The 18,782-nt window shown below is 64.4% G+C and carries 19 protein-coding genes; 5 read left to right on the forward strand and 14 right to left on the reverse strand.

Translation table 11 applies throughout. The annotated features are described in order from the left end of the window. Window positions 1-19 precede the first annotated feature (19 nt). The gene (locus tag ABIB57_RS22225; protein ID WP_354043430.1) at window positions 20-454 is read left to right on the forward strand and encodes a Fur family transcriptional regulator; all 435 of its coding nucleotides are present in this window, start codon (window positions 20-22) and stop codon (window positions 452-454) included. 216 nt (window positions 455-670) lie between these two features. On the opposite strand, the gene rsmD is transcribed toward ABIB57_RS22225, so the two are convergent. From rsmD to ABIB57_RS22280, 11 genes are all read right to left on the reverse strand, one after another. Then, window positions 671-1,234, reverse strand: coding sequence for a 16S rRNA (guanine(966)-N(2))-methyltransferase RsmD (gene rsmD, locus ABIB57_RS22230; protein ID WP_354043431.1), 564 nt, complete (start codon window positions 1,232-1,234; stop codon window positions 671-673). Between the two features lie 103 nt (window positions 1,235-1,337). Further along, a complete protein-coding gene (locus tag ABIB57_RS22235) occupies window positions 1,338-3,464 on the reverse strand; it encodes a pseudouridine synthase (protein ID WP_354043432.1) in 2,127 nt (708 codons plus the stop codon). Between the two features lie 99 nt (window positions 3,465-3,563). Continuing rightward, window positions 3,564-4,250 (reverse strand): hypothetical protein, encoded by a 687-nt coding sequence (locus tag ABIB57_RS22240; RefSeq protein ID WP_354043433.1) that lies wholly within the window; start codon window positions 4,248-4,250, stop codon window positions 3,564-3,566. A gap of 116 nt (window positions 4,251-4,366) precedes the next feature. Further along, entirely contained in the window at window positions 4,367-4,930 is a 564-nt protein-coding gene (gene lspA, locus ABIB57_RS22245; RefSeq protein WP_354043434.1) for a signal peptidase II, read from the reverse strand. Between the two features lie 141 nt (window positions 4,931-5,071). Beyond that, window positions 5,072-8,038, reverse strand: coding sequence for an isoleucine--tRNA ligase (gene ileS / locus ABIB57_RS22250; protein ID WP_354043435.1), 2,967 nt, complete (start codon window positions 8,036-8,038; stop codon window positions 5,072-5,074). 146 nt (window positions 8,039-8,184) lie between these two features. Then, window positions 8,185-9,042, reverse strand: a complete 858-nt coding sequence (locus ABIB57_RS22255; protein ID WP_354043436.1) for an SDR family oxidoreductase — start codon at window positions 9,040-9,042, stop codon at window positions 8,185-8,187. 11 nt (window positions 9,043-9,053) lie between these two features. Beyond that, the gene (locus ABIB57_RS22260) at window positions 9,054-10,031 is read right to left on the reverse strand and encodes a bifunctional riboflavin kinase/FAD synthetase (RefSeq protein ID WP_354043437.1); all 978 of its coding nucleotides are present in this window, start codon (window positions 10,029-10,031) and stop codon (window positions 9,054-9,056) included. Window positions 10,032-10,151: 120 nt separating this feature from the next. Next, window positions 10,152-11,018, reverse strand: a complete 867-nt coding sequence (locus ABIB57_RS22265) for a TIGR01459 family HAD-type hydrolase (RefSeq protein ID WP_354043438.1) — start codon at window positions 11,016-11,018, stop codon at window positions 10,152-10,154. 101 nt (window positions 11,019-11,119) lie between these two features. Then, window positions 11,120-11,599: a DEAD/DEAH box helicase family protein gene (locus tag ABIB57_RS22270; protein ID WP_354043439.1), complete on the reverse strand. Its 480-nt coding sequence runs from the start codon at window positions 11,597-11,599 to the stop codon at window positions 11,120-11,122. Window positions 11,600-11,632: 33 nt separating this feature from the next. Further along, window positions 11,633-12,907 carry an EAL domain-containing protein gene (locus ABIB57_RS22275; RefSeq protein ID WP_354043440.1) on the reverse strand — a complete coding sequence of 425 codons (1,275 nt, stop codon included), beginning with the start codon at window positions 12,905-12,907 and terminating at the stop codon, window positions 11,633-11,635. A gap of 202 nt (window positions 12,908-13,109) precedes the next feature. Continuing rightward, the gene (locus ABIB57_RS22280; RefSeq protein WP_354043441.1) at window positions 13,110-14,318 is read right to left on the reverse strand and encodes an ROK family transcriptional regulator; all 1,209 of its coding nucleotides are present in this window, start codon (window positions 14,316-14,318) and stop codon (window positions 13,110-13,112) included. A gap of 199 nt (window positions 14,319-14,517) precedes the next feature. Here ABIB57_RS22280 and ABIB57_RS22285 point away from each other — a divergent pair, with 199 nt between their 5' ends. The 3 genes from ABIB57_RS22285 to ABIB57_RS22295 are packed head-to-tail and all read left to right on the forward strand — an operon-like array spanning window position 14,518 to window position 16,607. Next, complete coding sequence (locus ABIB57_RS22285; RefSeq protein ID WP_354043442.1) at window positions 14,518-15,942, forward strand: sigma-54-dependent transcriptional regulator; 1,425 nt, start codon at window positions 14,518-14,520, stop codon at window positions 15,940-15,942. 52 nt (window positions 15,943-15,994) lie between these two features. After that, complete coding sequence (locus ABIB57_RS22290) at window positions 15,995-16,276, forward strand: type II toxin-antitoxin system RelE/ParE family toxin (RefSeq protein WP_354043443.1); 282 nt, start codon at window positions 15,995-15,997, stop codon at window positions 16,274-16,276. 31 nt (window positions 16,277-16,307) lie between these two features. After that, window positions 16,308-16,607, forward strand: coding sequence for a HigA family addiction module antitoxin (locus ABIB57_RS22295; protein WP_354043444.1), 300 nt, complete (start codon window positions 16,308-16,310; stop codon window positions 16,605-16,607). Between the two features lie 4 nt (window positions 16,608-16,611). Here the strand turns inward: ABIB57_RS22295 and ABIB57_RS22300 are convergent, their stop codons facing one another. The 3 genes from ABIB57_RS22300 to ABIB57_RS22310 form a co-directional block, all read right to left on the reverse strand. Next, complete coding sequence (locus tag ABIB57_RS22300) at window positions 16,612-17,532, reverse strand: DMT family transporter (protein ID WP_354043584.1); 921 nt, start codon at window positions 17,530-17,532, stop codon at window positions 16,612-16,614. A 137-nt stretch (window positions 17,533-17,669) separates the two neighbouring features. Continuing rightward, a complete protein-coding gene (locus ABIB57_RS22305; RefSeq protein ID WP_354043445.1) occupies window positions 17,670-17,873 on the reverse strand; it encodes a hypothetical protein in 204 nt (67 codons plus the stop codon). Between the two features lie 72 nt (window positions 17,874-17,945). Then, entirely contained in the window at window positions 17,946-18,308 is a 363-nt protein-coding gene (locus ABIB57_RS22310; protein WP_354043446.1) for a DUF427 domain-containing protein, read from the reverse strand. A 183-nt stretch (window positions 18,309-18,491) separates the two neighbouring features. On the opposite strand from ABIB57_RS22310, the gene ABIB57_RS22315 reads away from it, so the two are divergent. Then, window positions 18,492-18,782 carry a co-chaperone GroES gene (locus ABIB57_RS22315; protein ID WP_299732411.1) on the forward strand — a complete coding sequence of 97 codons (291 nt, stop codon included), beginning with the start codon at window positions 18,492-18,494 and terminating at the stop codon, window positions 18,780-18,782.

An 18,782-nucleotide genomic window follows, 5' to 3' on the forward strand; every position in this document is an offset into this window, starting at 1 on the left:
GGCCGGAAAGGCGGACGACATGGCGCATTCGGATGACAGTCACGCGGGCCACGACCATGTGTGGGCCAATGATTTGACCAGGAACCAGGGGCTGGTGCTGGGCGCGCTGGCGCATTCGGCCGGGCCGCTGAGCGCCTACGATATCCTGGACCGGCTGCGCGAGGATGGGCTCAAGGCGCCGTTGCAGGTGTATCGGGCGCTGGACAAGCTGGTGGAACGCGGGCTGGCGCATCGGCTGGAAAGCCTCAATGCGTTTGTGGCCTGTGCGGATGAGCATTGCCACCGCTCAGGGCTGATCGCGTTCGCGATCTGCGATGGCTGCGGCAAGGTGGACGAGTTCGCCGATGGGGTGATCGAGGAGCGGCTGGCGGAATGGGCGGAGGGGTCCGGATTTGTGGTGGAGCGGACGACCATGGAAATCAGGGGAAAATGCGGGGCGTGTGCGGGGGCGTGACTATCAGCGAGTGCGCGGAGATTGGTGCGATAAGCTCCAGCCTGTCGGCCCCAGTCACCCGAACGCGATCTTCCAGCGGGCTTGACCCGCGGGCCACGCCTGACAGGCACTGAATATGATGGGGTGGTGAGAGGCCCGCGGGTCAAGCCCGCGGGAAGGACAGTGGGTGGGGAAGCGTCACTCGCTGCGGAAGGGCCCAAGCTTCCGCGCGATATTCTACCCCTCTTTCCCAAACGTGAGGAAATGCACCGCTGCCGCCCCGTAGACCCGGCGATCGTCGAGGGTGAAGCCCGAAGGGAGTTCGATGGTGGCGTCGGCGCTTTCCTCGAATACCACGGTGGCGCCGGAGGCAAGCCAGCCTTGGGGCGCGAGGTTGGTGAGGGCGCGTTCACCCAGGCCGTGGCCATAGGGCGGGTCGAGGAAGAGCAGATCGAAGGGCTTGAGCGAGCCGGGGGTGCCAAGATCGGTGGCGTCGCGGCGCAGCAGCTTGGTGATGCCCCCTGCCCCGAAGGCTTCGATGTGATCGCGGATCAGGCCACGCGCTTCGGCACCCATTTCGACGAAGGTGACGTGGGCGGCGCCGCGCGAAAGGGCTTCAAGACCCAGCGCGCCGGTGCCGGCGAACAGATCCAACACGCGGACGCCATCGAAGATCGGGCCGAGGCGCGAGGCGAGGATGTTGAACATGCTCTCGCGGACGCGGTCGGCGGTGGGGCGGATGGAGTCGTCCGACGGGGACGTCAGGGTTTTACCGCGGAATTTGCCGGCGACGATGCGCATGGGTGGGGCCTTGGAGGGTTCCGAGTTTGCGGAGGCTTACCCCCACCCTGGATCCCTCCCCTCAAGGGGGAGGGAGATGACTGAGGGATCAGCGCAAACGTGATTAGGACTTGGGGCGACGGCCGGCGCCGCCGGCGGGACGACCACCGCCACCAGCGGGACGGCCACCGCCCGAAGGACGACCGGCACCACCCGCAGGACGACCGCCGCCAAAGGCGGGACGACCAGCACCGCCCGCAGGGCGGCCGGCACCACCGGCGGGGCGACCGCCGCCGAAGGCGGGCTTGCCGAAGCCGCCGGGCTTGGGGCCGCGGGCGGGGGCAGCGCCGTCGCGCTTGGGATAGGGCTTGCCATCAGGACGCGATTTGGGCTTGCCGTAGGTCTTGGATTCAAGGCCTAGGGCGTCACGACCGGGGCGGCTTGCTTTGTCGGAATAGCTGCGCGCCGGACGATCACCATCGGGACGCTCGGCGCGCTGCGGACGGCCACCATCGGGGCGGAACGACTTTGGCTTCTCCGAGAAATTGCGGCCGGGACGATTGGGGTTAGCGCGAGCGCCCTCGCCACGTTCGCTATCGGGACGGGTGCGCGGTGCGTAGTCACGGGCCGGGCGGTCATTGCCGCCGCGTTCGGCGTCTGCGCGGGTCCGGGGTGCATAGGCGCGCTTGGGGCCCTCGGCGCCGGGGCGTTCGTTATCCGGACGCGTGCGGGGCGCGTAATCGCGCGACGGGCGCTGGGCCTCGGCATCGCCGCGACGCGGACCGCGCGGCGTGCCGGTGAAGGCACGATCGGGACGGCCGGCAGCGCCGGTGGGACGAGCGCCGCGTGGCGCGTCAAAATCGCGCTTGGGACGATCGGCGAAGTCACCTTCGGGACGGGCGGCGCGGGGACGTTCACCGTAGGACTTGGAGGCAGCGACGCGGCCGGAGACGGCTTTGCTGGTCGGGCGCGCGGGACGATCGCCAAACTCGCGCTTGGGACCCTTGAAATCGCCGCGTGGCTTGCCGGCAGCATCGCGGCTCGGGCGCGCCGGACCATCGGAGCGGGCCGGACGCGACGCGCCTTCGGCGCGCGGAGCACGGGCGGGCTTGGCCGGGCGATCCGGGCGCTGGCCAAAAGTGCGCGCGGGCTGATCGTCGGGATCGCGCCAGGTTGTGCCTTTGCCGGAACGTTTCTGCACGAAGTCCTCCTCACGCCCATCATCGAAAATGATGCGGCGGGGCGGCGCCATTTCTTCCTCGGCACGATCGTCAAATTTCTTGGGCGCGGGGCGCTTGCTGTCGAAACGGCCGGGGCGATCCTGGCGCGGGCGCTCGGCCCGCGTCTCTTCCTCGGTCTTTTCGGCGTGGTCGGTAAAGCGGAAGCGCTGGCGGGCGATTTCCACGGTATTGGTGCCGCGGCCGGTCAGGCGGTCGCGCGTCGGCTTGCCGACCAGGGCATTGGCTTCGGGCATTTCGCTGTCGAAATCGACATCGGCGGCGTCGGCGAGCTTCTTGCCGAGCTGGTCGCGCAGGGTGGAGGCCTTGACGGTTTCGATGCCGCCCACGGGAATATCGCCCAATTGGAACGGGCCATAGGAGACGCGGATCAGGCGGTTCACTTCAAGGCCGAGGGCGCCAAGGACATTCTTGACCTCGCGGTTCTTGCCTTCGCGTAGGGCCATGATCAGCCAGACATTGGAGCCTTGGTCGCGCTCCAGCGTGGCTTCGATGGAGCCGTATTTGATGCCGTCGATCTCGATGCCGTCCTTGAGACGGTCGAGCGCGGCCTGGGTGACGCTGCCATGGGCGCGCACGCGGTAGCGGCGCAGCCAGCCGGTGGCGGGCAATTCGAGCACGCGCTTGAGACCGCCGTCATTGGTGAGCAGGATCAGGCCTTCGGTATTGATATCGAGGCGCCCGACGGTGACGACGCGCGGCAGGCCGTGGGTTTCGAGGGCCTCGAAAATGGTCTCGCGGCCTTCGGGGTCCTTCTCGGTAACCACGAGGCCGGCGGGCTTATGGTAGAGCCAGACGCGGGTGCCCTGGCGGGCGGCCAGCGGGGCGCCATCGACCATGATCTTGTCACGCGCGGTGACGTTGAAGGCGGGGGTGATGACCTTTTTGCCGTTGACCACGACGCGGCCCTCGGTGATCCAGGTTTCGGCATCGCGGCGGGAGCAGAGCCCGGAGCGGGCGATGACCTTGGCGAGGCGATCGCCGGTGTCTGGTACGGCGGACTGGTCAGTCATGGGGCAGCTTTCATGTCATGCGGGACCCGGATGGGCGGCGCGGAAAAGGAAATCGCCCCGCATGAGGCGGGGCGACTTAGTCGTGAATTATACAGGCAGCTAGTTGTTCGAGCTGCTCTTGTTATCGTCGAATTCGCCCAGCATGCCACCGCCGTCGGTCGTCGTGACGCCAGCGGCGGGACGCGACATGGCGGCCTTGATGGCCTTGCGCACGTCCTCGGGGCAAGCCGCATCGTTGAGCGCAACGATGGCACCATTGGGGGCGCGGCACACCAGATCGGCATTGCCGACGCGGGTGAAGTAATCGGCCGGAGGCATGTAGATCGGGCGCTTGGCGTTGCCGGTAATACCGACATTGGCGGCGCGCATGCGGGCGGTGAGCTGCTTGGCTTCGGTCTCGGTCAGCGGGCGGCCCGCAATGGTCTGCATATCGACGACGCGGGCATTGCGCAGGCGGGTCAGATCGGCCTGGCTCAGATTGGAGGCGTCGATCTGCACGGCGTTGCTATCGACCGGCAATTGATCGGCCATGGCGACCGTGGGGGTCGGCAACTGGCTCTCATCGCGTGGCAACACCAGCGGCGCGCGCGCCTGGGTCAGGTCGGCCTTGGGTGCTTCGCCGGGGACGAGGCCGACGCCGCGGGCGGTGGAGGTCATGACCTCACGCTCGAAAGTGCCGAAATCGGTCATCGCATTGGTGCCTTCGGCCGTCGTGCAGCCGGCAAGGCCTGCCATCAGCAAAAGGCCAAGGGAGAAAAGGCCCGCCCGGGTCAATCCAATATGCATGAAACGTCCTTCAAGAGCGGCGAGCCGCGGCGACTTCGGTTATTGGCGCGCTTATAGCGCATCACAGCAGCTAAGGCCAGATTCTGGCAGCAATGCGTTCACACTGGGTTAGCGGCTCAGGTTTTGGCGGCGCGAACCCGGCCAATGCCGAGCAAATCGAGGATCAGCAGGATGACGCCAAGGGTGATGGCCATGTCGGCGACGTTGAAAATATAGAAGGAATTTGCGCCGAGATGAAAGTGGAAGAAATCGGCGACGGCACCGTAGATCAGCCGATCGAGGCCGTTGGATAAAGCCCCGCCAATGCAGAAGGCCAGGCCTAGCCGGATCAGGGACGAGTCGGCGCGCACCCACCAGATGGCGAGCGCGACGACGGCGACCAGCATGATGGCGCCGAGGCCCCAACTGGGTAGGTCGGTCAGTAGGCCGTAGGAAATGCCGGTATTCCAGACCAGGACGTAATCGAAGAAGTCGGTGACGCGCACGACCTCGCCGCCGCGCCAATTGGACAGGGTGGCGGGTACGTAGGAGGTGAAGATATCGACGCAGGGAGCGGCGCCGATGGCGATGCAGTCGGCGGAGACCGCAAAGGCTTTCTGGGCGCGGTCGAGGCCAAAGGCGAGGATGGCCATGGTCAGCGACAAATACACCGCAGGGACAGAAGAACGCTGAATCGCCATAGTAGAGACCCCCACCTAACCTCCCCCTAGGAGGGGGAGGAACAGGATTGTGGCTGTGAAGAGATCGACGCACAACCACCGCGCCGCTCCTCCCCCTCATAGGGGGAGGCCGGGTGGGGGTTATGCAGCGGGCAGAACAAGCTAGAGCCCCGCCGCGGCGCGTTCGCGCAGCGCCTGGGCGTCGCGGGGGGTGACATCGGGGTATTGCGGGTCGGAGCCGACATCGGGCTGGATGCGCCAGGAGCGGGCGCAGCGGGTGCCTTCAGCGAGAGCCGAGACCACGGCGACGCCGGGGACGTCATCGAGGCGGAAGGCGGTGTCGGGGGCGTCGGCATTGCCGATTTCGATGGCCGAGGTGATGGCGATTTCGGCCAGATCCTCTCCCGCCAAAGCGGTCAGCAGGGCCTCGTCGGTGATGAAGACGCGTGGGGCGGCTTCAAGCGAAGAACCGATGCGCTTTTCGCGGCGCTCAACTTCCAGCGCGCCGGTGACGACACGGCGGACGGTGCGGATTTTCGCCCATTTGTCGGCCAGGCCCTCGTTCAGCCATTCGGCGGGAACCTCGGGAAACAGGCGCAAATGCACCGAGCTATCGGCGCCGGGGTGCCGTTCGAGCCAGACCTCCTCCATGGTGAAAACCAGGATGGGGGCGAGCCAGGCGGTGAGGCAATCGAACAGGTGATTGAGCACCGTCAGCGAGGCGCGGCGCTTTACCGAGGAGATCGGGTCGCAATAGAGAGCATCCTTGCGGATGTCGAAGTAGAAGGCCGAGAGCTCGATATTCATGAAATTGGTGAGCAGCGAGACGACGCGGCGGTAGTCGTATTCCTTATAGGCGCCACGGACCTGCTCATCGAGCTGGGCGAGACGGTGCAGCATCAACTGTTCAAGCTCGGGCATGGCGTCGAAGGTGACGACATCGGCGGGCTGATAATGGGCGAGATTGCCCAGCAGCCAGCGCAGGGTGTTGCGCAGCTTGCGATAGCTGTCGACCGTGGTCTGGATGATTTCCTTGCCGAGGCGCAGGTCCTCGGAATAATCCGACGAGGCCACCCAGAGGCGCAGGATATCGGCGCCGTATTGCTTGATGATGTCCTGCGGGGCGACGGTATTGCCCAGCGACTTGCTCATCTTCTTGCCCTCGCCATCCATGGTGAAGCCATGGGTGAGCACGCTCGAATAGGGCGCGAAACCATTGGTGGCGCAGGATTCGAGTAAGGAGGAATGGAACCAGCCCCGGTGCTGATCGGAGCCTTCGAGATACATCGAGGCCGGGAACTTCAGGTGCGGCCACTTCTGCTTGTTGCGCAGCACCCAGGAATGGGTGGTGCCGCTATCGAACCAGACGTCCAGGATGTCGGTGACCATCTCGTAGTCGGCCACGGCGTGCGAGGTGCCGAGGAAGCGTTCGGCGGCGCCAGCGGCGTACCAGGCATCGGCGCCCTCTTCCTCGAAGGCGTCGGCGATACGGTGGTTGACCGTCTCGTCCTTGAGGATTTCGCCCGTGGTCTTGTTGACGAAGACGGTGATCGGCACGCCCCAGGCGCGCTGGCGGCTCAGCACCCAATCGGGGCGATCGGCGATCATCGCGCGTAGGCGGTTCTGGCCGGCGGCGGGGTAGAATTTGGTGGCGTCGATGGCGTTGAGCGCGCGGGTACGCAGGGTATCGCCGGCAGCGCCCGCGATATCGCGGTCCATATAGACGAACCATTGCGGCGTGTTGCGGTAGATCACCGGCTTCTTGGAGCGCCAGGAATGGGGATAGGAATGCTTGACGCGGCCACGGGCGAGCATCGCGTGACGGTCGGCCAGAGCGGCGATGACGCGGTTGTTGGCGTCACCCTTTTTACCCGAGTCGTCGATGACGCGAGCGCCGTCGAAGCCGGGGGCGTCCTTGGTGTAGAAGCCGTCATCGCCCACCACGTAAGGGATGGTGGTGTCGATGCCGCGTTCGGCCAGCAGGCGGCCCGAATTCATCCAGATCTCGAAGTCGTCGAGGCCGTGGCCGGGGGCGGTGTGCACGAACCCGGTGCCGGCGTCATCGGTGACGTGTTCGCCATCCAGCAGCGGCACGTTGAACTCGTAGCCGCCATCGAGTCCGCGCAGCGGATGGGCGCAGGCAGTGATATCGGCAGGGTTCACGTCGCGCAGGCGAGCGAAGGCTTCAACCTTGCCCTTGGCGAGTACTTCGGCGGCGAGCTTGTCGGCCAAAACGTATTTTTCGCCGGTCGCAGCCCAATTGCCCTCTAGCGCTTGGGTGACCTCATAGAGGCCATAGGCGATTTTTGACGAGAAACTGATGGCGCGGTTGGCCGGGATGGTCCACGGCGTCGTGGTCCAGATGACGACGGAGGCATCGGCCAGGTCGCGGGTGAGCTGGGCGCTGCGGGCGAAGTCGCCGCCCTGCACTTCCGAGGAGGCGCCGAGGATGGGAAACTTCACCCAGATGGTGTCGCTCTCGTAATCGGCATATTCGATTTCCGCTTCGGCGAGAGCGGTGCGTTCAACCACGGACCACATCACGGGCTTACTGCCGCGATAGAGCTGGCCGGAGGTGGAGACCTTCATCAGCTCGCGCGCGATCTGGGCTTCGGCGTCGAAGCTCATGGTCAAATAGGGATTATCCCATTCGCCCAAGATGCCGAGGCGCTTGAATTCCTCGCGCTGCACATTGACCCACTGGGTGGCGAAGGCGCGGCATTCGGCGCGGAATTCGTTGATCGGGACTTCGTTCTTGTCGCGGCCCTTGGCGCGATACTGTTCCTCGATCTTCCATTCGATGGGCAGGCCGTGGCAATCCCAGCCCGGCACGTAGGCCGCGTTGAAGCCGAGCATCTGCATCGAGCGGGAGACGATGTCTTTCAGCGTCTTGTTGAGCGCGTGGCCGATATGGATGTTGCCGTTGGCGTATGGAGGGCCATCGTGGAGCGTGAACAGGGGACGATCCTGCGCCTGCTCGCGCTGGAGTTTGTAGATATCCATGTCTTCCCAGCGCTTAAGCCAGCCCGGCTCGCGATCCGGCAGCCCGGCGCGCATGGGAAATTGCGTCTCGGGCAGGAAGAGCGTCGACGAATAATCGGTTTCGGTCGCGGCAGTGGTTTCGGTCATTGCGGGCAATCAATAGATTGAATGGGATTTGCGCGCCTTGTAGCAAGGCCAGGGAGTTGGGGGAAGGCATTTGGCCATGGCGGGCCCCAGGCGGGGCTAGAGCCCTGCCCCCGGCGCCGTCAACGAGCTGGTCGGCACCAACCGGCTCAGCTCAGGAAGCGCTCGATAACGGCCGCCTGCTGCTTTTTACCGTCAGGGTCGGCGGCAGTCTTGAGCCGGGTGAAGTCTTCGGCCCAGGCGGAGGTGCGAATGCGCACTGGCGGCTCGGACGTTTGCACCACGTCAACGACGACGGCAGCGCACTCGTCGGCAGTTTGATAGGCGTTGGAAGCACCAGCCCGGCTGGCGGCGCCGCCCAAATATTTGTCGAGAATGGGCTTATATTCATCCTCGATCATGCCGCCGGTGCTGGAAACATGGGCCATGACATTGGCGATGAATTCGGTTCGAATCCCACCTGGCTCGACCACCGTGAAATTGATGCCGAAGCCGGGCGTGACGTAGCTGGCCAGGGACTCAGTATAGCCTTCGACGGCAAATTTGGCAGCGCAGTAGATTTCGTTGAACGGCTGGCCCACCAGGCCACCGACCGATGAGATGTTGACCACATGGCCGGCGCGGGCTGCGCGCATGAGGGGCAGCACGGCCTTGGTACAACGGATGACGCCCATCAGATTGAGATCGATCACATGGGCGATTTCGACTTCGCTGGCCTGCTCGGTGGACCGCACAAAGCCGGCGCCAGCATTGTTGATGAGCACGTCAATGCGCCCTTCGGCAGCGATCACCGCGGCGATGGCAGCTTCGACGCTGGCACTGTCCTGCACGTCGAGTGGCAGGACGTTGAGCACCACGCCGGCAGCCGTCGCGGCGGCATCGAGCGCGGCACGCTTGGCCAGATTGCGCATGGTGGCGTAGACCGTGTGGCCCTGGGCAGCCAACTGGACCGCAATGGCAATGCCGAGTCCGGTGGACGTGCCGGTGACGATGACAATCTTGCGCATAGACGTGACCTTCAGGATGGGAAGAAGCCGAGACGGGTATCGAGTTCGCTGAGGGGCTTTGCGGCAGCGAGGGCGGCGCGGGCCTTGTCGCTGTCGCGGTTCATGGCGGTGATGAGTTCGTCGAGGCCGGAGAAGACTTCCTGGCCGCGGATGTGGTCGACAAGGCAGACCACGATGGTCTGGCCGTAAATGTCCTCGGAAAAATCGAACAGGTGCGTCTCGAAGGGCGGGCGTTGGTTGTTGAACATGGGCTTGCCATAGGCGGCGACGCCATCGAACACCCGGTCGCCGAGGCGGGCGCGGACAGCGTAGACGCCCTGGGCGAGCTGGAAATTGTCATGGGTGACGGTGTTGGCGGTGGGATAGCCGAGTTCGCGGCCGCGCTGGTCGCCTTTGACGACGCAGCCTTCCATGAACCAATGATAGCCCAGCAAGCGATTGGCGGCGGCGATGTCGCCTTCTGAGAGCGCGGCGCGGATACGAGAGGAGGAAATGACTTCCGAACCCTCGTCGAGCAGGTCGATGACTTCGACGGCAAAGCCGTGGGCTTCTCCAGCGGCGGTGAGGAAGGTGGGGGTACCGCGGCGCTGGCGGCCGAAATGGAAATCAGCGCCGACGATGACGCCGGTGACGGCCAGCGCATCAACGAGAAAGCGGGAGACGAAATCCTCGGCTTCGATCTGGGAGAAAGCGCGGTCGAAATTGAGGATGACGATGCCGTCGAGGTCGAGCGCTTCGGCCAGGCGCGCCTTGGCGTTGCCGTCGGTGAGCCGGTACATGAAGGGGCTGGGTGCAAAGACATCGCGCGGATGCGGCTCGAAGGTGAGCAGGATCGCCGGCACCCCGGCCTCGGCGGCGCGGCGACGCAGCAGATCGAACACCGACTGGTGGCCGCGATGGAAGCCATCGAAATTGCCGATGGCCACATAGGCGCCGCGCAGGGATGCGGGGACAGTGTCTAGATTGGAGAGGCGGAGAAAGTCGGTCACGGTGTCATTGGATCCGTTTTTGAGTCGCGCGGGCAACTTCACTCTGGCGGACACTTACCCCCACCCTAGCCCTCCCCTCAAGGGGGAGGGGACCAGATCGCGCGCGTGGCAGGGCTGCAGCTACCAGCTCAGGCGCGGCAGGAAGCCGGCCATGTTGGCGCGGCTGGGGGCGACGAGATCGGCAATGGCCTGCGGGCTGGGTTTGCCGAAGGCGTCGAGTTCGGCGGCGTGGATGGAGCCGGTGACGAAGAGCAGGTCGATGCCGAACTGGGCGGCGCCGGTTGCATCGGTGCGCACGCTGTCGCCGATGGCGAGGGTGCGGGATTTGTCGAGCGGACGGCCGACGGCGATTTCTGCGAGGCGGAAGGCCTCCTCGTAGATCGGCTGATAGGGCTTGCCGGCCATCAGCACCATGCCGCCCATAGCCGCGTAGAGATCGCCCAAAGCGCCGCCGCAATAGATGATCTTGTCGCCGTGTTCGACCACCCGGTCGGGATTGGCGCAGATCATCGGCAGCTTGCGCGATAACCAGAACTTGGCGCGTTCGCGGTACATTTCGGGGGTGTCGTCATCGGTATCGAGATCGGTGACGACGACAACATCGGCTTCCTCGGCGGTGGTGCGGCGCACGTTGAGGCCTTCGTAGAGCGCGTCGTCCTCGGTGGGCGGGCCGACATGATGGATCGGGCGGCCGGAGTATTTGGCAATCATGACGCGGGTGGCGTCGCCCGACGAAACGATGGCGTCGTAGGCGTCGTGCACGACACCGAGGCGATCGAGCATGTCGATCAGCGGGGCGGAAGGGCGCGGCGCATTGGTGATGAAGACCACCTTGCCGCCGGCCTTGCGGTACTCGACGAGCGCGTCGACGGCGGAGGGGAAAGCGGCGACGCCGTTGTGGACGACGCCCCACACATCGCTCAGAACCGCATCATAGCGGCCGGCGAGATCGGCTAGGCCAGAAATGGGAGGTAGGGGCGCGGTCATCGGGAGGCTCCGGAAGCGGGATTGCCTTGGCGTTCTATGGTGCAGGTGGCCGCCCGGATCAAGGGCGGAAGCAGCAATAGCGACGGCCGCTATTGCATGGCTCATAGTCGAGCAATGCGACGGGCGAGCATGGTGGCGGTTTGCTGGGGCGTGGCCGGGTTGGTGACGATGATGTCGCTGAAGGCCCGCGCGGGATAGCCTTCTACGTACATTTCGTGGATGCGGGCACGTTCGCCGTCGTCGAGTTCGCGGGTGCCGCGGTTGGTGAGCGCGACGGCGAGCGGTGGGGCCAGGGTGGCGACGAAAAGGCGAGCGTGGCGGGCGGCGCAGGCGGCTTGAAGCATGGCGAAATCGCTATCGCGCATGGGATAGGCGATGACAAGGAAAGGTTCGGTCGCGGCGGTGATCTGGCCGGCGACCCAGAGCACGGCGCGGTCGATCATCTGCTGGAACGGCACGGATTTTGGAATACCGTGGTCGTCACCATCGATGAAGCGGGCGCCGGGCAAAATCGCCGCCAGCGCGCGGCCGGTTGTGGTCTTGCCGGAATTGATGGAGCCGTTGAGGACGATGACGATCATGGCATCCGTGGTCAGCCTCAGCGCGATTGGCGATCAGGCTATGCCTTCGGCCCGACGCAGAACCGGCGCGGCGGTCTTGGGACGCTCCAGCATCAGGTCGGGACGGACCGGGCCGGGCGCGGCAATGTGCGGACCCTGGATCTGGGCGATGCCGATATCGAGCAGTTCGAGAATCTGGCGCTCGCTGGCGACGCCGGTAGCCATCATGCTGACGCCAAAACGGTTGAGGTAGTTGGCGATATCGGAGGCGTGGAAATCGGTGAAGGCTTCGGGCGCATCGATGAAGCGGGTGGCATCGACGCGCAGCGAACGAACCCCCTGCCCGGCCAGTTCGGCGACATCGACGCGCAACGACTTGACCTCGGACAGCGAGAAACCGGCGCCCTTCTTGACCAGACCGTCGACAATGGCGCGTTCGCCGGCCGCCAGCATCTGCCATTCGGCTTCGGTAACGACGAAAACCATGCTGGACGCAATGGCGCGGTTGGCTTCGAGCGAGACGATGAGCTGTTCAGAGGCGACCCATTCGCCCAGGGTGGCGCGCGAGAGCGGAATGAACAGATTGATCGGCTGATCGGCGCTGCGCGAGCGGCGGCCGATGGCGATGGCCTCGATCAGGCCCAGGCCCTCGATGTGACGCAGCAGGTCCTCATTGCCCTGGCGGGGCATGAAGGCGGCGCGGTCGGCCAGCTCGCCATTATCCAGCATCAGGCGCGGCACCAGGTCGTAGCCATGCGGGCGGCGCTGCGGCAGCGTGATGATGGGCTGCACATGATAGATGAGGCGGTTGTCGGCGAGCGCCTGACGCAGGGTTTCGATCGGGATCAGGGGCGGCTCGGGCTCGCGTTGTACCGGGACCACGACGGGTTGGGGCGTTTGTGTGACGATGGCGGGAACGGCAGCCAGGGACGTCGGCCCTGCGCCAGGCTGCGGCCTGCTGGCGCGCTCCTCGATATCGGAGACGGCCTCGGCGATCTGGCGGATTACGGTGCCCAGCACGGACACGTCGGCTTCGACGCCTTCCAGGCGCCGGCCGGCATTGAGATCGGCCAGGGCGTTGACGCGTTGACCCAGCGTGGTGCCGACCTGGCCCTCGGCGGCCAGCAACTGCGCGAGATCCTCGATCGCCTTTTCCAGGCGATTCTCGGCGCGCTGGCGCAAACTGCGCTCCATCAAGACCACCGCGACGGCAGAAAAGCTCAGGGCAGCCATGATGGCCTCGGCAGGCGTGAACGTCAGCCCGAAATAGGCCGTGCAGCCGACGCCAAGCGCCGCCAACGCTATGAATGTGTAAACCAATACCTGCACGAGCGGTCCGCAATCGCTTGAGTGGGCCGGGATTCGGCACAGCTCTCATAGCATTGACAGCGAGCGCACAAAAGCTGTGACCCGCCAGTATTCCGTGGGTAATTTTTTGAGGGAGATCAGGCAGCTAGTGAAGCCGACGACGCTCGGGGTCGGCGCGGCGGCGCAGTGTCGCAGGGGTGAACCCCTGCAGGGCAAGTCCATGTCAGGCCCCGAAGTGACTCCAGGCGCTCGAAAAATAGCGTTTGTACACAGGCAGGAGCGCTGCGCCCTTGGCGGCAGCGAACGCGCCGAGATGGCCGATGGCCACCACCGGGCGACCGCTGCGCAGCACCGGCAGCAGCGCCAGATGGTGCTGCACGCGCTGCAGCAGGCGCTCGACGACAGGACGCGGCATGGAGCCATCAATGCTGGCCTTATCGAGTTCGACCATGGCCTGCGTGGTCATGGCAGCCTGCGCCAGCGCGCGCCCGGCATCGTCGAGCCAGGCGGTGGCATGGGGCTCAAGCGTGTCCCAATCCCAATCCTGGGGGCTGCAAGGCGGCGGGGTTGCACCCACTTCGCGCAGCCAGCGCTCGAAAGCGGTGATCGAGGCGACCCGGTGCACGAAGCTGGGCGCGCCGTGGCGATCGGACACCATGATGGCGCCCAGATTGGCCGCATTGCCGGTGGGACCTTCCCACAGGCGGCCATCGGCGATGATCCCCGCCCCGATATAAGCGCCGACATGGAAATAGGCGAAACCGGTGGGGCGCGGGTCAGGCAGCGCGATAATTTCGGCCCAGCAGGCGGCGCTGCCATCGTTGAACCATTCGGTGGGCAGGCCGGTATCGGCGGCAATGCGGGCGGCGATATCGATCGCCTCCCAAAGCTGCTGCTGCTCGGGATGGGTCAAGAACATTTCGACGTTCCGCCCCATCGCGGTGGGAGAGGCGACGCCGACGCCAACGAGACGGGCCCGCTGTTGCGGCGTCAGCCCAGCGACGAGGTCGGCGATCCTCGTGGCGATTTCGGCAAACAGCGTCGTTGCATCGGGATAGGCATAAGCGCGGCGCTCATGGGACAGCACCTTGCCGGTCAGGTTGACCAGCGTCACCTGAACGTGGCGCCAGCCGATCTCGACACCGATGGAATAAGCACCGTCAGGATTGAGGAACAAGGGCGTCGCCGGCTGGCCGCGACGGCCACGCAGCACCTGGCCGCGCACGATAAGGCCACGATCCTCCAGATCGGAAATGATTCGCGAGGTCGTTTGGGGCCCCAGGCCCGAGCGACGCGCCAGATCGGCGTTGGAGGATCCCGGCATAATCGCAATCAGGCTCAATACCGCCCGTTCATTGGCAATACGCACGCCAGCTTGGGGCACGCCGCGCCCCACTGGACTCAACTCATCAGGATCATCCGTCTTGCTCATGGCGGCAGACTTAATCGGGAGTTCGGGCTGTGATCAAGAGCCATGGAAATGCGTATTTGGCCTAATTGCTGCCAAACCGGAACGGAAAATTTACCCTGTTCGCGAACAATCGACTGCAACACCGCCTGTTCGCGTGGCTGCAGAGAGCGTTTTGCTGCCCGCGCCGAAAAGGTGAAAAGAAACAACGAGGACGCGCTGCATGCATAGTGGACGCCAGTGCGACGCCAATGGACGCCTGCTGCTGATCGACCGGGATGTGGCCTCATCACGCCTCGTGGTCGAGGGGCTGGGCGCGGCCCTGGCGGGCGCACCGGAAATCGCGGCGGCGGAAACCGGGCGGCAGGCTGTCGAGGCCTTGCGGCAGGCGCGATTCGACATCGTGCTGATGGACCTGTCGAGCCTGGGCGATTTGAGCGAGCGCAGCGAAGACGCGGTGACGCGGCTGGTCAAGCTGGCCGAAGGCGCGCTGGTGATCGCCATTTCGGATGGCAGCTCGGTATCGGCGGCGGTCGCCGCAATGCGGGCGGGCGCGCACGACTATGTGGTCAAGCCGCTGAACGGCCCGGCCATCGCTGCGCGCATCGATGAACTGGCGCAGCGACATGGCAAGACGCGTACACTGGGCATCGAGGCTCGGCCGAGCGCCGGCGTCGCCGATTTCGGCGGCTTTATCGGCGCGTCCAGCGCCATGCAATTCGTCTATGAGCAGATCGCGCGGATCGCGCCATCGGCCGCCCCGGTGTTCATCACCGGCGAGAGCGGCACCGGCAAGGACGTTTGCGCCGAGGCATTGCATGCCAAGGGTCCGCGTGTCGGCAAGCCATTGGTGGCGATCAACTGCGCGGCGATCCCACGCGACCTGATGGAAAGCGAATTGTTCGGAGTGGCGCGCGGCGCCTTCACGGGTGCACACGAAGACCGCAAGGGCGCCGCCGAACTGGCCGATGGCGGCACGTTGTTTCTCGACGAAATCGGCGAGATGGACCTGTCACTGCAATCCAAGCTGCTGCGGTTTTTGCAGACGGGCACGTTGAGCCGGGTCGGCGAAGCCGGAGTGCGCAAGGTGGATGTGCGGGTGATCTGCGCCACCAACCGCAATCCGATGACGCTGATTTCAGAAAAGAAATTCCGCGAAGACCTGTTCTACCGCCTGCATGTGCTGCCCATCCACCTGCCGCCGTTGCGGCAGCGGCCGAGCGATATCATGGTGCTGGCACGCCATTTCCTCGCGCGATATGCCAGTGAAGAACACAAGGCGTTCAGCGGCTTTTCGGGCGAATGCGCGCAGGCGCTGATGGCCGCCGAATGGAAGGGCAATGTGCGCCAGTTGCAGAACCTGGTGCGGCGTTTGGTGGTGATGTTCGATGGCGGGGAAATCAGCGGCGCGATGATCGCTGCCGCCGATATCGAATCGCGTGGTACCGCCGAAATGATCGGCACCAGTGTGCCGCAGCAGCGGGCGCAGGCGATCTTGCCGATGTGGCAGCAGGAACAGCGCATTATCGAGGACGCGATCGCCAGCTTCGGCGGCAATGTTTCGCTGGCCGCGGCAGCGTTGGAAATCAGCCCATCGACGATTTACCGCAAGCGGCAGAGCTGGGCCGATGGGGTGGCTGTCGCTTAGGGCGATTTATTTGCCTTATGTATCGTGACGTGATACATCTTTTGGATCGCCGATGATTGCGTCGTTCAAAGGGAAGTTCGCCGAAAAAGTTGCCGCTGGGGTCGCTCCGAAAGGCTTTCCCGCAGACTTGTTGCGGTCGGCGCAGCGGAAGCTGTTCATGGTGGAGCATGCTGTCGAATTGAAGGACCTTATGTCGCCTCCCGGCAACCGCCTTGAAGCTCTGAAAGGCAACCGGACTGGGCAACATTCGATCCGCATCAATGAGCAGTGGCGCATTTGCCTGCGGTGGGAAGGCGGCGGCGCCCATGAGGTTGAAATCGTCGACTATCACTGACGCGCAGCTGTGGGCCAGCCAGGAGAATTGAATGCACGCGCCAATTATCGCAGCGATCCATCCGGGCGAAATCCTGCACGAGGAATATCTGGCTCCGCTGGGATTGTCGGCCTATGCGTTGGCAAAAAAACTACGCGTTCCACGAACCCGTATCGAGCGCCTTGTGGCCGAAAACGCACCCGTCACCACCAATACCGCGTTGCGTCTTGCCAAGTTCTTCGACACGACGCCGCAATTCTGGATGAACATGCAGACCGCGTTCGACCTGAGCCAGGAGGCGATGGCAATCGCGGAAGACCTGGAGAAAATTCAGGCGATGCAAGCGGCCTAGCGTCCTACGGCGTGTTGGCCTCGCGGGATTTGACGCGGTCGAGGCCGAGGCGGTGTTCGCGCAGGATGACGACGATGCCCGAGGCGATGACGATGGCGGCGCCGATCAGCATGGGTATGGTGGGGACTTCGGCGAAGGCGAAATAGCCGACCAAGAGGCCCAGCAGGAGCGACGTGTATTCGAACGGTGCGATGACCGACATGTCGGCGTGGCGATAGCTCGCCGTCATCATGATCTGGGCGATGCCGCCGGCAAAGCCGGCGAGAATCAGGAACACGACATGTTCGGGCGAGGGCCAGACCCAGCCGAATGGAATGGTGACCAGCGAGATGGTGCTGGCGCTGATGAAGAAATAGAGCACGATGGTTTCGGTGCGTTCGGTCTGGACCAGGCGGCGCACCTGCATCATGGCGAAGGCGGCGCAGACGGCGCCACCAAGGGCCGCGATGGCGCCGACGGTTTCGCCCCAACCCATGGCACTTTGGCCGGAAAATACCGTCAAGCGGGGCCACAGCATGATGCCGACGCCAACGAGGCCGATCAGCACCGCCGACCAGCGGATGAAATGGACTTGCTCCTTCAGCATGATGGCGCTGAACACGACGATCAGGAGCGGCGAGGCGTAGCCGATGGCAATGGCCTCGGGCAGCGGCAACTTAGTGAGCGCGTAAAAGCTCAGGCCCATCGAGATAACGCCGATCAGGCCGCGCAGGAAATGGCCCCACGGATTGGCGGTCTTGAAGCCGACCCGTAACTGGCGCTGCCAGGCGAGGTAGACCAGCACCGGCACGATCGCGAACAGGCAGCGGTAGAATACCAATTGGCCGGCCGGTACGTTGCCGGTGGCCTTGAGCAGCGCCGACATGACGACGAAGATGCAGACCGAGCCGACCTTGAGCATGATGCCGCGCATCGGCCCGTCCATGATCCCCGTTGGGGTGGCGGGAACAGGTGGTGCGGGCGGGATGGTCACGGGACGCTCAAGGTTGGTGAGAAGGCAAGGAGGCAGACTGTGCTTGACGGCCACGGCGCGCGCCATGGTCCGCCAAGAACTAAGGCAATCTAGCGGGGTTTGGCCTCGGCCTTGACCAGCTTGGCCTTGGCCTGGGTAGCGGTAGCGAAGGCCTTGTGCTCAGGACCGCTGATGGTGCCGGATTTCACCACGCTGCCCTGGGCATCGACAAGCTCCCACAGCCAGTTGGAATTGGGGCCGCTGCCGCCCTTGAGGCGGAGACGGATCGTCAGGTTTTCGATTTTTTCGGTCATGTTCCCTTATGCAACAGCAATCGTTATGGCGAAAGGGCGAAAGGGGCAGTTTCCGGAAGCCGCCCGTCGCGCTTAAACCTCGCTGGTACGGTATTCGATCTTGTCGCCCCAGAAAGCCAGGTGATCGCGGATCGGTTCGACCAGGGGGCACGGGTCGGGGTAGTACCAGACGCCGTCCTCGCCGGTCGCGGTCAGGGTCTTGATGGTGTAGTAGGACGCGTCGCCCTTATAGGGACAATGCGTGTGGGTTTCGGATGCTTCCAGGATATCGGGGCGCACGTCCTCGCGTGGAATATAGATCCGCAACGGGGCGCCGGGTTCATCGAGTTGAAGGGCGTTAAGGGACGAGGCGATTTCGGCGTCATCGAAGATCACATGCACGCGCCCCTTGGCCGGAGTGATCTTGATATCCTTGTCTAGACACTGTCCCGTCATGATTGGCTGCCATCTGTTGGTTGTCGGTAAGCTGTTAACGCATGAGCGACGAAGTCGGTTCAAGCGTTCTTGACTCGGTTCACCCTCCTCCCTATATCCCCGACAGCCTGTTAGCACTCTAAGATTGTGAGTGCTAATTTCGGCGCGCAAATTGCATTCCAGTTCGATGCCATAGGAGCAAACATGAGCTTCCGTCCCCTGCACGACCGCGTGGTCGTCCGCCGTCTCGACAGCGAAGAAAAGACCAAAGGCGGGATCATCATCCCCGACACCGCTAAGGAAAAGCCCTCCGAGGGCGTCGTCGTGGCCGTCGGCCCCGGCGCTCGTGACGAGCAGGGCGTGCGCGTCCTCCCCGACGTTTCGGCCGGCGACCGCATCCTGTTCGGCAAGTGGAGCGGCACCGAAGTCAAGGTCGACGGCGAAGACCTGCTGATCATGAAAGAATCCGACATCATGGGCATCATCGAAGGCTAA

Source organism: Devosia sp. UYZn731 (genome assembly GCF_040546795.1).
Classification (GTDB): domain Bacteria; phylum Pseudomonadota; class Alphaproteobacteria; order Rhizobiales; family Devosiaceae; genus Devosia.